We start from the raw sequence: 13,853 nt of genomic DNA, 5'->3' as shown, positions 1-13,853 counted from the left end.
ACGTCATTTCCGTCACGCCCAAAAAAGGCCAGAATGCGCTCACGCAATCACCGGCACCTTTCGGAAGGAGTGAGAACATGACCCAAGTACATCAAGGCACCGCCCTTATTACCGGCGCATCGTCGGGTATGGGCGCCATCTATGCGGACCGGCTGGCCCGCCGCGGCTACGACCTGATTTTGGTCGCGCGCAACCGCGATCGCTTGGCGACCGTCGCCGATCGCATCACGAACGAGACGCAGCGGAGCGTCCAGACCGTCGGGGCCGACCTCAACGACCGCTCGGCGCTGGCCACCATCGAAGCAAAACTGAGACAGGATTCGGGCATCACGCTGCTGGTCAACAACGCTGGCGTGGGCACGCATACGCCGCTACTGGAGAGCGATGTGGATGCGATGACGCGGATGATCGACCTGAACGTTACCGCGCTCACCCGCCTCACGTACGCTGCCGTGCCAGGCTTTGTCGCGCGCGGCAAGGGCGCCGTCATCAATATCTCGTCGATCGTCGCGATAGCGCCGGAAATCCTGAACGGTGTTTACGGGGGCAGCAAGGCCTTCGTGCTCGCCTTCAGTCAATCGTTGCACCACGAACTCGCCGACAAGGGCGTACAGGTGCAGGCGGTGCTGCCGGGCGCGACGGCCACCGATTTCTGGCGAGCCGGCGGCCTGCCGCTCGAGCACTTGCCCAAGGAAATCGTCATGTCCGCCGAGGACATGGTCGACGCAGCATTGACAGGCTTTGATCGTCGTGAACTCGTTACTATCCCATCGCTCCATGCCGGCGAAGAATGGGCGGCCTATGAAGCTGCGCGCCGAACGATGTCGGGACATCTGTCGAGCAGCGTTCCTGCCCCGCGGTACCTGAGCGACGAATTAAGCCAGGCTTGATACCGTACGGCCACAGGCATCCCTTGACGACGATCGTCGCTCATTGCGGCGGCGGCGGCGGCGCAGGCACGAGCCCGTACCGCGACATGACATCGATAAGCTTGTCGCGGTCGGGCGGGCCGCCGGCATTGACGACTGCTGCCACATCGACAAAATATTGGGCGCCGATGTCGGGAGTCAGTACGATCAACGCGCGGGCTGTATCACTGTGAGGATTGCTGAAGTGGTGAACCGATCCTCGTGCAGTAAACATCCATTCTCCCGGCGCCAGGTCACGAACCGTCCCATCGACCGAATACCGAAGCTTGCCCTCGAGGACATAGACGCATTCTTCGTTGCGTGTATGGCTGTGTGGCGGCGGGACGTGCGAGCCAGGGGGCACGGTCAACTCGAACACACCCATTCCGCCCGTTGCAGTCCCATCGATAAGATACCGAATGCTCAATTGGCCAACCCTGATCGGCTCGCGAGCCGCTGCGCCAGTGACAGTCATGGCAAGCTCCTTCCGACTGAAGATTCTCATCAATCCGCCGACGTGACAGGCAAGAGAGAAAGCGCTTGCGGTGCGAGCGGCGACCGAGACGAATTGCATTCACCGAAGAGTATGCGCCTTTCAGGAGGCATCAATCACCGTCGCCGGGCGACAAGTCGATGCACGCGTCTGCCGGAAGATGCGTTGACCGCTTCGGCATCGAGCAGGATTTCGGCATCGCCAAGCCCCTCTCTGACCCGCGCGGCGTCGAACGTAGCGTAGAGTCGCCCGGCAGCATCGCGCGTGGAGGCCGATTCCGCGACTCGCCAGCTCAGATACAGCGTACCTTTTGGCCTGAGGATTTCGAAGAGACGCGCACACGCTTGCGTAACCTCATCAGGCGGCAAATGCATGAGCACGGTTTCGCACAGCACATTGTCGTAGGCGTCACTTGGGATCGCCTCCAACCCGGGAAGCTCGGCGCGCTTGAAAGCCAACGATGGGAAATCGGTCGCGGCTTGGGCGAGCAATCCTTCCGCGGCGTCGTAACCGACGGCGGGAAAGCCATGTTCGTTGAGCCACGCCACGTCGCGGCCAGCGCCACAACCAATGTCTGCAGTTTTACCCCCCGGTGCGAAGTAGCGCTGCAACAGGGCGTACATGTCAGTCGGCGGAGCCTGGTCGCGCCACTCCGCAGCATAGCGGCCTGCGTTTGTCGAGTAGGTTTCGATGGTCTGTTCGTCCACAGCAAATGCCCTCGGTCAGGTGGTAAGGATGATTGCGGCCGGACGAATGACTACCGGCTTCCCTAACGTCCGCGCAACGGGTGACATTCGAACGGCGTCTCTTGCCAGTGCCTCATGGTCGGGAGACGGTGCAGCCGCGACGTGCAGCGAGACCCCTTCGACAAACAGGGGTAGTTTCGGCTCATGATGCTTCGCACGGAAGGCTATTGACTATCCCGGTATAACGTGTGACAGGCTTTGCTGCGCTGGCACCGCCAGAAACGCCTCCGGCCCCGAGGTGTCGCCCTTCAGCAGTTATTGTTGTAGACAACGCTACAATCATGTAACGTTATCTACATGAACACAATCACTACGTGGTCGCTCCTTGTGCTGACCCTGCCGACCGAAAACGCGACGGCCCGCATGCGCTTCTGGCGCGCGCTGAAGGCGAAGGGATGCGCTGTGCTGAGAGATGGCATTTATCTGCTGCCTTACACGGACGAGCGAGAGCAGATGCTGCGCGAACTGTCGGGCGCCATTGCCGAATGTGGCGGCACGGCGCACCTGCTGCGTGCACCGAGCCTCGATGCCGCGCAGGACGAGGAATTCCGGGCGCTTTTCGACCGCAGTGAAGACCATGCCGGGTTCATGCGCGCGCTGAAAGATGCGCGCAAGACGATGTCGGGCCAGTCGGCAGCCGAATTGACGAAGCTGCTTCGGAAGCTGCGCAAGGACTACGAATCGATCGTCGCGATCGACTACTTTCCGGGCGACCCTGCAACGCGCTCAGCGGCGGCATGGCAGGACTTCATCGGCCTCGTCGACACCGTCCTGTCGCCGGGCGAGCCGCATTCCGCCGAACGGCCGATCCGGCGCCTTTTGGTTAGCGACTATCAGGCGCGTACCTGGGCCACGCGGCAGCACATGTGGGTCGATCGCGTGGCGAGCGCCTGGTTGATCCGGCGCTTCATCGATCGCGATGCACACTTCATCTGGCTCGCGTCACCGAGCGCCTGCCCGGCCAACGCGCTGGGATTCGACTTCGACGGTGCAGCGTTCACCCATGTCGGCGAACGCGTGACGTTCGAGGTCTTGGTCGCGAGTTTCGGCCTCGATGAGGACCCCGCGCTGCTTCGACTCGGTGAGTTGGTCCATGCGCTCGATGTCGGCGGCGCCCCCGTGCCCGAAGCGATCGGCTTCGAGGCCGTCATGGCCGGTGCGAGAGAACGTGCAACAGACGATGATCAGTTGCTCGACGAGATGGGGCAGGTCCTGGATTCGCTCTACGCATACTTTGCGTCGGCCGCGAAGGGTCGGGACACCGGGAGGCAATCGTGAGCACAACCACCGTAGCGGCACCGTGCTACACACTGGGTCAGCTCGTGCTGTACATGCTACGGCTTGGCGCGTTCGGATTCGGCGGTCCGGTGGCGCTCGTCGGCTACATGCATCGTGATCTCGTCGAGCGACGTGGCTGGATCACCGAGTCGGATTACCGCGAGGGGCTGGCGCTCGCGCAGATGATGCCCGGGCCACTGGCGACGCAGCTCGGCATCTACATGGGCTACGTGCACTACCGCCTCGTCGGTGCGACGCTCGCCGGTTTCGCATTCGTGTTGCCGTCGTTTTTGATGGTGCTTGGCCTTGGCTGGGCCTACGCTCACTTCGGGGGGCTGTCGTGGATGCAGGCCGCCTTCTACGGCGTAGGTGCGGCCGTCGTCGGCATCATTGCGATGAGCGCCTACAAGCTCACCACGCGTGCCCTTGCAAAAAACCGGCTCCTGTGGGCGATCTACCTGACGCTCGCCGCGGTGACTGTCATCACCGAATCGGAAATCGCGTGGCTCTTCATCGCGGGTGGCCTTGTCAACTGGTTCGTTGTTGCTCCGCCGAAGTGGTTAAGCAACGGTGGACTGAATGCAGCGGCCGCGACGCAGGTACCTGTCGCCAGCGGCGTGCTTGGCAGCTTTGACTGGCCGCTGCTGGGGCAGATCGGATTGTTCTTCACGAAAGCCGGCGCATTCGTGTTCGGCTCGGGATTGGCGATCGTGCCATTCCTTTACGGTGGCGTGGTCACCGAACACCACTGGCTCAACGACAAGCAGTTCGTCGATGCCGTGGCCGTAGCGATGATTACGCCGGGACCTGTCGTGATCACAGTGGGATTTATCGGCTATCTGATCGCGGGTTCCGCGGGTGCCTGTGTGGCGGCGCTTGGCACCTTTCTGCCGTGCTATCTCTTCACCGTGCTACCTGCTCCGTATTTCAAGAAATACGGCAAGCTGCCAGCCGTCAAGGCATTCGTCGACGGAATCACCGCCGCCGCTGTCGGCGCGATTACCGGCTCGGTGATTGTCATCGCGCGGCGCTCGATCGTCGATTGGCCGACCATCCTGCTGGCGCTTGCGACCGCGCTACTGCTGTGGCGATTCAAAAAGCTGCAGGAGCCAGTCGTCGTCATCGCCGCCGCGCTGATCGGCCTTGTCGTGTACCCGCTCGTCCACGCGCACGCGCTCTGACGCGTTTGCGCGTGCCCGCACAGCCGAATCATGCAGATGCAACGGACGAGCCGTGCTGTGGCTTTAGAGATTGGTTGATGTCGACCGTCCGACTCGAACTTAACCTCGGGTTTCGAGGCGCCTGCGAATGGCCTGCAGTTCCCGCTTGCGGCTTGCGGTCGACAAGGGGTAGGTCATCTTAAGCGACTCGAGTGCGTCCAGTATGATCTGAGAGACGATCAACCGCGTATTCTTTTTATCGTCGGCAGGCACGACGTACCACGGCGCGTATCGGGTACTCGTTGCGGCAAGGCATTTCTCGTATGCCTTTCTATACTGATTCCAGAATTTGCGCTCCTCGATATCCGCTTCACTGAATTTCCAGTTCTTGTCAGGATCGTCGATACGGTCCAGAAAGCGTCTGCGTTGTTCCGCCTTGGACAGGTGAAGAAAGAACTTGATGATGCGCGTGCCATTTTTATCGAGGTGGCGCTCCAGATCCACGATCGACCTATAACGCTCCTGCCAGATTGTCTTCTTGTCGGGCGACGCACTTGGCAGTCCTTCCCCAAGCAAAATCTCGGGGTGGACGCGGACGATCAGAACTTCCTCGTAATACGACCGGTTGAAGATGCCGATTTGCCCTCGCGCAGGCAAATCGCGAGAGGTACGCCAGAGAAAATCATGTTCCAGTTCGGCTGGCGTGGGATGCTTGTAACTGAAAACCTGGCATCCCTGCGGATTCACGCCCGACATCACATGTTTGATCGCACCGTCCTTGCCGGCCGCGTCCATGGCCTGAAAGATCAGCAGAAGCGCGTGGCGGTTCGATGCGTAGAAGAGTTGCTGCAGCGAACTCAATCGCGCCACGTGCGCGGTGAGCAGTTCCTCGTAGTGCTCTTTTGAGGTGTACAAGGGGTCCACCTTGGTTGGCCATTTGCCAAGATTGACTTCATCGCCCTCTTGCACACGAAAATCGTCCGACCAGGTTTTCATCTCGATCCCATTCGCGGTCAAAGCGGCGTCAGCTGCCGCCAATCTATCGACAGTCGCCATGTCACGATGTCACCAGAACGACAACAGTGCTACGCGATCCTCAAGTGCGCGAAGAGGGGAATCTTCAGCGCGTTCAGCACGACAGCAAAAGCCACTGCAGCAGCAAGCATTCCCGCTACCACCGCGACGGGAAGCGCCGTCATCGCAATGCCACCGACGGCAAGGATCACGGCAAGCAGAACATCGGTCACCGACGACGCGACCAGCCACAGGCTGGGACGGGAGCCCCACATACGCCGGCGTTGACGAATCGCGTAGAGCGTCGCCTGACTGCCGAAGACAAGGGCCACGAAGGTCAAGGACTGTAGTGCGCCAGCGCTCAGATCCATCGCGAACCGGCCAATGGCGAGCGCGCCGGTACAAAAAGCCAGCAGAGCGACCCCGATGGCCACGCCCGCAATCGTCAAATTGCCGATTTGCCACGTATTCGGCGACTGCGAGGGGTCGACGGCGTCCGTCGTCAACGACATCGCGAGAAAATCACCTGCGATCATCAGGATCACCATCAGCAACGGGGTGAGGATCGCACGTCCCGTCATGACCAGACCGAATACCAGCAAAAGCGCAGTCACGATCTTCTTGGTGATCGAATTCAGTGTGTAGGTCAGCATGCGCTGGAACGTCACGCGGCCCTCCTTCACCGCTGCCACGATGCCGCCGAGCCCGGGTTCCGTGAGCACCATCCCGGCGGCGGATTTGGCGACGTCGGTCGCCGTCGACACCGCGATGCCCATTTGCGCCTGGCGCAGCGCGGGCGCGTCATTCGCGCCGTCACCGCACATGCCGACGACATGGCCGCCCTGCTGGAACGCCTTGACGAGGTTGTATTTGTCCTCGGGCAGCACGCCGGCGAACACTGCGAATGCTTCCGGCTTCACGCCGTCTGGAATGGGGCCCGGCGGGCAGATGGCACCGTCAAGCCCGACCGCCTGGGCGACACTGCCCGCGGTCGCCGGCGCGTCGCCGGTTACCATCACGGCCCGCACCCCGAGCGCGTGCAACTCCGTAATAAGCGCGGCCGAATCGTCGCGCGGCGGGTCACTCAGCGCAACCATCCCGACCAGCTTCAGCGCCTGGGGTGCGCCTGCCGCCACGGCGAGCACCCGAAGGCCCTTCGCCTCGAGTTCTTCGGCCAGCACTGCCGCTGTCGGCGACGGCTCTGCAAGCTTCGTGATGACCGCGAAGGCGCCCTTCACGATCCGCTGCGTGCGGCCGGTCGAATCGGTGGCGCTTGCTTCGGACATCTTCTTCGCCGGATCAAATGCAGTGAATTTGACCAGCGTCGGTGCATCGGACGCGACATGGCCCGCGGCGGCCGCGCGAATCGCGGTGTCGACCGGGTCTTGCCCGCCCTCGGCGCTCGCGAGCGCCGCGAGCGTCAGCACATGTCGGTCATCGAAGCCGGGCATCGGCTCGACAGCCGCGACGGTCAGCTCGTTGCGCGTCAATGTGCCCGTCTTGTCGGCGCACAGTACGTCCATGGTGCCGGCCTCGTCCACGGCAGTCAGGCGCGTGGACAGCACGCCGCGCGCTGCCAGGGCGCGCGCGCCGAGCGCGGCCGATAGCGTAAACGTGGCCGGCAATGCAACCGGGATCGACGCAAGCAGGGCTGTCAGCACGAGCGGAACGATATCGGCGAGCGGCATGTGAAGATACAGCGCGCAGGCAAGAAGCATCGCAATGACGACGCCGTTGAATATCGCCAGATTGCGCACGACGTGCAATACCGCCTTCTGTTGCGAACTCACAACGCGCGCAGTGCGGACCAGCTCCGCCGTGCGGCCAAAGCGGGTATGCGCACCGGTCGCGGTCACCACCGCCACCGCTTCACCGCGTCGTACGAGCGCACCGGCAAATGTCTGCGCGCCGGCCGCGGCTTCGATCGGCACCGATTCGCCGGTAAGCATCGAATGGTCGAGCAGTACGTTGCCCGAGACGAGCTTCATGTCGGCCGCCACTACGCCGCCCAGCGATAGCTTGACCACATCGCCCGGCACCAGATCCGCAGCCGGGACGATCGACCATGCTCCGTCGCGCCGAACCGACGCGTTGAGCGCAAGTCGCGATTTCAGCGCAGTCAGCGTCGCTTGCGCGCGGCTCTCCTGTAAGAGCCCGAGTGCGGCGTTGAACACGAGGAGCCCCGCAATGATTCCTGCTTCAGTGAATTTTCCAAGGGCACACTCCAGCACGATAGCGGCTTCAAGCATCCACGGCACTGGCGCCCAGAACTTCCCGAGCGCCATGCGCAGCGGGCGCGCCGAAATGTCCGGCATTGAGTTCGGGCCTGACTCGGTAAGTCTGCGGCGCACCTCGGTGCTGCTCAGACCGGCCGCCTGCGATGGTTCCGACGACCTCGCCGCACCGGTTGCCGGAGCGGCCTCGCTCGCTGCGCCTGGGCTCATGGATTCTCCTGTATCGCAATGTCCCACGCGTACATCGCAACCCTTCAAGCAACGTACCCCGCCACGCTGACGAACTGACATAAGCTGCCCGCCAACACGAACAGATGCCAGATGCCATGTCCGTGACGAATGCGCTCATCGTTGATGAAGAAGTAGATCCCCGCGCTATAAATCAGCCCACCCGCCAGCAGCCACGCCGCCCCCGCCGCGGGCAACGCATGCAGCAACGGACGAATTGCCACGAGCGCGAGCCAGCCCATCAGCAGGTACAGCATCATCGAAATGCTACGGGTTCTTCGCCCGAGCGTGAGCTCCTGCGCAATGCCTAGCGCAGCCAATCCCCAGCTCACGCCGAACAGCGTCCATCCCCACGGCCCACGCAGCGTGACGAGCGTAAACGGGGTATAGCTCCCCGCAATGAGCAAATAAATCGCGGCGTGGTCGCACTTCTGCAGCACGGCTTTCAACAGCGGGCCCCGCACGCTGTGATAAAGCGTCGAGATCGTGTAGAGCACGAGCAGCATTGCCCCGTATATGCTGAAACTTACGACTTTATATGCGTCCCCGGCAATGGCGGCCATGGTCACGAGCGCCGCCAGCCCGGCCACGGACAATACGACACCGACAAGGTGCGTAATGCTGTTGAAACGTTCACCGATATACACGACGCCGTTCTCCCGGGCGGATTTGTCTGGTCAACGCAAGGGTCGTTCTTTGCCTGCGTGCAGACGTTTGCAGCAACATGCTACGCTCCAAACGATTCGGCGGCCATCCGGCTGCGCCCTCAAACCGCACCCCGTAGGAAGACAGCAATGACAGCACAATCGTTAGAAATTGATTTCGTTTCCGATGTCGCATGTCCATGGTGTGCAATCGGGCTTTCGTCGCTTCAGCAAGCGCTTGCGCACATCGGCCGCGATGTCGATGCACGAATCGCCATGCATCCGTTCGAGCTCAATCCGGACATGGGGCCGGAAGGCGAGAACGTCGTCGAGTATCTCGGCAAAAAGTACGGCCGTACGCCGGAGCAGATCGCCGAGACCCAGGCGACCATCCGCGAGCGGGGTGCCGAGGTAGGCTTCCGATTCGGCGAACGCAAACGCGTCTACAACACGTTCGACGCGCACCGTCTGCTTTATTGGGCGAAACACGAAGACAAGCAGGTTACGCTCAAGCTCGCCTTGCTGAAGGCCTACCACACCGACGGGAAAGATCCGAGCGACCGCAACGTTTTGATCGAGGCGGCAGGTTCGGTCGGGCTCGACGCCGAAGCCGCGCGCGAAGTGCTCGAAAGCGGGCAATTCGCGGACGAAGTTCGCGCAGAAGAACAGGAATATCAGGCCATGGGCATCCATTCGGTGCCGGCCATCATCTTCAACCGGCGCTATCTGGTGAGCGGCGGGCAGCCCGCCGAAGTCTTCGAGCAGGCAATCAGGCAGATCATCTCCGAAGCGCAGTGACGTTCGGGCGTTCCGGCGCTGGCGGCACGCATTCGTGAACTTGCGACGGCGGTGCGAGCCTCGCCTGCAACGTTTTCTACTGTTCTTGCCGCTTCTGATTCGACCCATCGGACTTGAAAGGTAACGGCCGCCTGCCCGCATCCTGACGCCCGATCATCCAGTCCGGATACGAAGGCGGCAGAACACTCACGGCATCAAGACGCGCAAGCTCTTCGTCGGTAAGAACGAGATCGACGGCGCCAAGATTGTCTTCGAGTTGTTCGACGCGTTTGGCGCCGATAATCACGCTCGTGACATGCGGCTTGGCAAGAAGCCAGGCGAGTGCGATCCGGGCAACTGAAACACCGCGCGCCTCGGCGATCACGCGCATCTGCGCAACACACGGCCAAGCCCGCTCGAGATCAACAGGCGGGAAATCGAAGTGGGTTCGCCGTGAACCTCCCTCGGTTTGTGAGCCGGGGCCGAACTTCCCCGAAAGCAATCCGCCTGCAAGCGGCGACCAGACCAGCAGCCCCATCCGTTCCTCGACAACGAGCGGCACCAGTTCGCGCTCCACGTCACGTCCGGCAATCGAATAATAGGCCTGGAGCGTTTCAAAGCGCGTGGCATGTAGCGCTTCGCTGAACCCGAGCGCTTTACCGATCTTGCCCGCGCGCCAATTCGAAACGCCCACATAACGAACGAGGCCCTGCCGCGTGAGATCGTCGAGCGCTCGCAGCGTTTCTTCGATCGGCGTGACGGAATCGTTGGCGTGAATCTGGTAAAGGTCGATATGGTCGACTTGAAGCCGCTCCAGGCTTCTCTGCACGGAATCCATGATGTGGCCACGCGACGCCCCCTGCTGGTTCGGCTTCGGGCCCATGACGCCGGCGGTTTTTGTAGCCAGCACAATCTCGCTTCGCGGCACGCCGATGTCTCGCAACGCCTGTCCGACAACGCGTTCAGACTGCCCAAAAGAATAGATGTCGGCGGTGTCGATGAAATTGATCCCCTCATCGACCGCGCGGGCAATCAGCTGGTTCGCCTCCTTCTGCCCCAGTTCGCCGATCGCCTTCCACATGCCGGCGTCCGCATTGCCGCCCAACGTCATCGTGCCGAGGCACAGCTCGGAGACATACAGGCCGGTGCGGCCGAGTTGCTTATATTTCATTGCGATGCCCTTCAAAGATTGGCCGAATAAAATGCGGCAGAGTCGCGGCTGTCGCGTCCCGCGCGTCTGGATTTCAGTTGCTTTGGGATCTTCCCGACACGAGCTGTCCGGCGATCATCGCGACGCGTGTGCCATAGCGGCGTGCAGTCTCCAGATCTCCTTGCGACATCTCGTCGGGCGACGCATCAGCAGGCGTCTGCGCCATGGGCGCGAGATAGGAACCCATACGATTGAGGTCGTCGCGCAGCGAGGCTTTCATGTTGGCCGGCTTGATATCCATGCTGACCCAGATGCCGCTGTGCTGCCCGGCGAGCAGGACAAAGTATTCGAGCGTATTGAGCTTGTCGCCGTTCATGCTCGCGCTATTGGTGAAGCCGCCAAAGACCTTGTTTTTCCAGGTCCCTTCGAGCCACGGTTTCGACGATGCATCCGCGAACTTCTTGAACTGCCAGCTAGGGCCGCCCATGTAGGTTGGCGAACCGAACAGGATCGCATCGGCGGCGGCAAGCATTTCCCAGGCGTGCGCGGCGAGGTTTCCTTCGCTATCGATCGCGACGAGTTCGGCGCCGGCGCCTTCGGCAATGGCCGTGGCCATGCGTGCGGTGTGCCCATATCCAGAGTGGTAGACGACAACGGCTCTAACCGGCGAAGCGTGCTGAGTCATGACTGTTCCCTTTTGTGCAATGTGTCCACTGCGGACGACATGGGAACGCACTCTACTGAGTCGCGATTGAGTTATAAATGACGGCAAATTGAACGCTCCGTTTCTCCCAGGATGAACAATGCAGAACCTTGACGCGCTTTTGATCTTCGCCCGTGTCGCCGAACTGACGAGCTTTACGCGTGCGGCTGAAAGCCTGGGCATCCAGAAGGGACGCGTCTCCACGGTGATCCGCGAACTCGAACGTGAGATGGGCGTAGCTCTGCTGCATCGGACCACGCGGACCGTCCAGCTGACCGAAGATGGACGCGCGTTCTATTCGCGCGCACGCGATCTGCTGGCCGAAGTGGAAGAGCTGCGATCGATGTTTTCGGGCAATGGGGCAGCGTTACGGGGAAGACTGCGCGTCGACATGTCGACGGAACTGGCGCAAAGCGTCGTCATTCCCGCGATACCGCAATTTATCGCGGCGCATCCCGGGTTGGAACTTGAAATTTCCAGTACCGATCGCCGCGTCGATCTCGTGCAGGAAGGGTTCGATTGCGTGATTCGGTTGGGACCGGTCGTCGATGAATCGCTCATCGCTCGGCCGCTCGGCAAGCTGCGCATGATCAACGCGGCTAGCCCGGGCTATCTGGCACAGTACGGCACGCCGCATACGCTCGATGACTTGCTCAACCAAGGGCATCAGATGGTGCATTACACGCGGACATTCGGCGCCAAACTGACGGGGTGGGAATATCCGGACGGCAATGGATATGCGTCGCTTTCCCTGCCCGGCGCGATGCAGGTCAACAGCGTGCAGACTTACCATGCAGCGGGGATTGCCGGCATTGGGCTGATCCAGGCGGGATATTCGGGGCTCGCACGTCACATCGAACGCGGCGCGCTGGTGGAGATTTTGCCCGACCTGCGCCCGAAGCCGCTCGACGCGTGGCTCGTCGTGGCCCATCGGCGCAACATGTCGCAGCGGGTCCGGGCCTTCATGAATTGGATCGAAACGGTGTTGAAGCCGTACTTCGACTAGCGACGGGCGCAGAGCAGCATGTCGCTCAGATGCTCAATGGACTCACGGACATCGTCGAACAACGGCTCGATGCAGGTGAAAGCATGCCTTGGGCGTCCGCGTTCCGAGAATCATCGGGGTAGGTCGAACCTTCGCCGTCCGGTATACTCCGTCACTTCGCAAGGTCGTTCCCCGAATCTGATGATCACGTCGGTACCGGATGGTCCACGGCTGATATCTCGAGCGGAACCATGTCGACGGAGCAGCGACGAACAGAAACGTCGCGTGCCCGGCATTTGACTTCGCTTCCCGCCTCTCCACCACACCAGGGGACAAATCTTTGGAACGCATCAGCCTTGCGCTCATCGTGGCATTGCTGCGCACGCTTTCGGTACTTCCCTACAAGTTCGTCGCACGGCTCGGGATGGTTGTCGGCACGGCACTGTATGCGCTTCCGAGCCGCCGCAAGCACATCGTCCTCGTGAACCTGCGTCTATGCTTCCCCGAGAAGTCCAGCCACGAGCTCGATACGCTCGCACGAGAGCACTTTCGCCATGTCGTTCGCAGCTATCTCGAGCGAGGTGTCCAGTGGTTTGGTAGCGCGCGTTCGATCCAAAACATCGTACAGATTGAAAGCAAAATTGATCTCGATGACCGTGACGCGCCGCCGACCATCTTCATGGGCTTTCATTTTGTTGGCATCGAAGTGGGCTGCATGCTTTATTCGACGCAGTTTCCGGTGGCGTCCCTGTATACGCGTATGTCAAACGCAGGTATGTGCGACGTGGCCAAGCGGCAACGCGGCAGATTCGGCGCACAGATGATCGAGCGCGCGACAAGCGCCAGAAAGATCGTGGGCTTGTTGCGTTCGGGCACACCCGTCATGCTCGCTGCGGATATGGATCAGGGCGTCGAGAACTCTGTGTTCGTTCCATTCTTCGGCGTTCCCGCCTGCACGCTTACTGCTGTTTCGCGTCTCGCGAGACTGGGGCAGGCTCGGGTTGTTCCCTTTGTGACCGAGGTACTCCCGAACTATGAGGGGTATAAGTTGACGATTTTCGAGCCGCTTCTGGATTTTCCGTCGGGGAATGATGAAGTCGATGCACGTCGCATGAATACATTCCTCGAAGAACAGGTCGCGAAATTTCCCGAGCAGTATTACTGGGTGCATCGACGCTTTAAGCACCGGCCGCCGGGGATGGCGTCGGTGTATTGAGCGGGTTGATTGGGTGGTGCGCTTTCTCAACTGAAAGGCGGACGAGAACAGCGTTTGTCGGTGGGTCTTGTCCGTCCCCGGCATGGGAAAGGACGCACCATACTCGCCATTGGAGCGACGTCTTTGTGGGCGGACCTGCCGTTTGACCGTATCGCCTAAGACGGTGGACGGACGGCGGCGCATGGCCGGCGGACTAAACCGCTCGCGCGGTAGGGGCTACGGTCCGGCGCTGGAGGTCAGGGAGAGGCCGGTCACGCGGCTTTATGTTGGCGAATGAGGCAATCCGCCTCGTTCTTCAACAGGAGCCGAATCATGAC

The 13,853-nt window shown here is 61.3% G+C and carries 13 protein-coding genes; 6 read left to right on the top strand and 7 right to left on the bottom strand.

All coding sequences use genetic code 11. The features are described from left to right. Positions 1-77: 77 nt before the first annotated feature. Positions 78-890 carry an SDR family NAD(P)-dependent oxidoreductase gene (locus tag C0Z19_RS25295; RefSeq protein WP_102612586.1) on the top strand — a complete coding sequence of 271 codons (813 nt, stop codon included), beginning with the start codon at positions 78-80 and terminating at the stop codon, positions 888-890. Between the two features lie 40 nt (positions 891-930). On the opposite strand, the gene C0Z19_RS25290 is transcribed toward C0Z19_RS25295, so the two are convergent. Continuing rightward, positions 931-1,383: a cupin domain-containing protein gene (locus C0Z19_RS25290; protein WP_102612622.1), complete on the bottom strand. Its 453-nt coding sequence runs from the start codon at positions 1,381-1,383 to the stop codon at positions 931-933. 134 nt (positions 1,384-1,517) lie between these two features. Next, positions 1,518-2,108 carry a class I SAM-dependent methyltransferase gene (locus C0Z19_RS25285; protein ID WP_102612585.1) on the bottom strand — a complete coding sequence of 197 codons (591 nt, stop codon included), beginning with the start codon at positions 2,106-2,108 and terminating at the stop codon, positions 1,518-1,520. A gap of 336 nt (positions 2,109-2,444) precedes the next feature. On the opposite strand from C0Z19_RS25285, the gene C0Z19_RS25275 reads away from it, so the two are divergent. Together C0Z19_RS25275 and C0Z19_RS25270 are read left to right on the top strand one after the other, a co-directional pair. Then, on the top strand, positions 2,445-3,425 hold the full coding sequence (locus C0Z19_RS25275) for a chromate resistance protein ChrB domain-containing protein (RefSeq protein WP_102612584.1): 981 nt from the start codon (positions 2,445-2,447) through the stop codon (positions 3,423-3,425). Continuing rightward, positions 3,422-4,606, top strand: coding sequence for a chromate transporter (locus C0Z19_RS25270; RefSeq protein WP_102612583.1), 1,185 nt, complete (start codon positions 3,422-3,424; stop codon positions 4,604-4,606). Before C0Z19_RS25275 ends, C0Z19_RS25270 begins: the two co-directional genes overlap by 4 nt. Positions 4,607-4,705: 99 nt before the next feature. Here the strand turns inward: C0Z19_RS25270 and C0Z19_RS25265 are convergent, their stop codons facing one another. The 3 genes from C0Z19_RS25265 to trhA form a co-directional block, all read right to left on the bottom strand. Further along, entirely contained in the window at positions 4,706-5,581 is an 876-nt protein-coding gene (locus C0Z19_RS25265) for an ADP-polyphosphate phosphotransferase (protein ID WP_102612621.1), read from the bottom strand. Between the two features lie 89 nt (positions 5,582-5,670). After that, entirely contained in the window at positions 5,671-8,043 is a 2,373-nt protein-coding gene (locus C0Z19_RS25260; RefSeq protein WP_102612582.1) for an HAD-IC family P-type ATPase, read from the bottom strand. A 44-nt stretch (positions 8,044-8,087) separates the two neighbouring features. Continuing rightward, entirely contained in the window at positions 8,088-8,708 is a 621-nt protein-coding gene (gene trhA / locus C0Z19_RS25255) for a PAQR family membrane homeostasis protein TrhA (protein WP_102612581.1), read from the bottom strand. Between the two features lie 147 nt (positions 8,709-8,855). Here trhA and C0Z19_RS25250 point away from each other — a divergent pair, with 147 nt between their 5' ends. Next, the gene (locus C0Z19_RS25250) at positions 8,856-9,503 is read left to right on the top strand and encodes a DsbA family oxidoreductase (protein WP_102612580.1); all 648 of its coding nucleotides are present in this window, start codon (positions 8,856-8,858) and stop codon (positions 9,501-9,503) included. Positions 9,504-9,579: 76 nt separating this feature from the next. On the opposite strand, the gene C0Z19_RS25245 is transcribed toward C0Z19_RS25250, so the two are convergent. Further along, positions 9,580-10,653, bottom strand: a complete 1,074-nt coding sequence (locus C0Z19_RS25245; protein WP_102612579.1) for an aldo/keto reductase — start codon at positions 10,651-10,653, stop codon at positions 9,580-9,582. A 73-nt stretch (positions 10,654-10,726) separates the two neighbouring features. Then, positions 10,727-11,317: a flavodoxin family protein gene (locus tag C0Z19_RS25240; protein ID WP_102612578.1), complete on the bottom strand. Its 591-nt coding sequence runs from the start codon at positions 11,315-11,317 to the stop codon at positions 10,727-10,729. Between the two features lie 118 nt (positions 11,318-11,435). Between C0Z19_RS25240 and C0Z19_RS25235 the strand changes: the two genes are divergently transcribed. Then, on the top strand, positions 11,436-12,341 hold the full coding sequence (locus C0Z19_RS25235; RefSeq protein ID WP_102612577.1) for a LysR family transcriptional regulator: 906 nt from the start codon (positions 11,436-11,438) through the stop codon (positions 12,339-12,341). A gap of 319 nt (positions 12,342-12,660) precedes the next feature. Further along, complete coding sequence (locus tag C0Z19_RS25230; RefSeq protein WP_102612576.1) at positions 12,661-13,536, top strand: lipid A biosynthesis lauroyl acyltransferase; 876 nt, start codon at positions 12,661-12,663, stop codon at positions 13,534-13,536. Positions 13,537-13,853 lie beyond the last annotated feature (317 nt).

Source organism: Trinickia soli (assembly GCF_002879855.1).
GTDB lineage: Bacteria > Pseudomonadota > Gammaproteobacteria > Burkholderiales > Burkholderiaceae > Trinickia > Trinickia soli.
The sequence above is the reverse complement of the archived record's forward strand: the minus strand, read 5'-3'. Positions and strand labels throughout refer to the sequence as shown.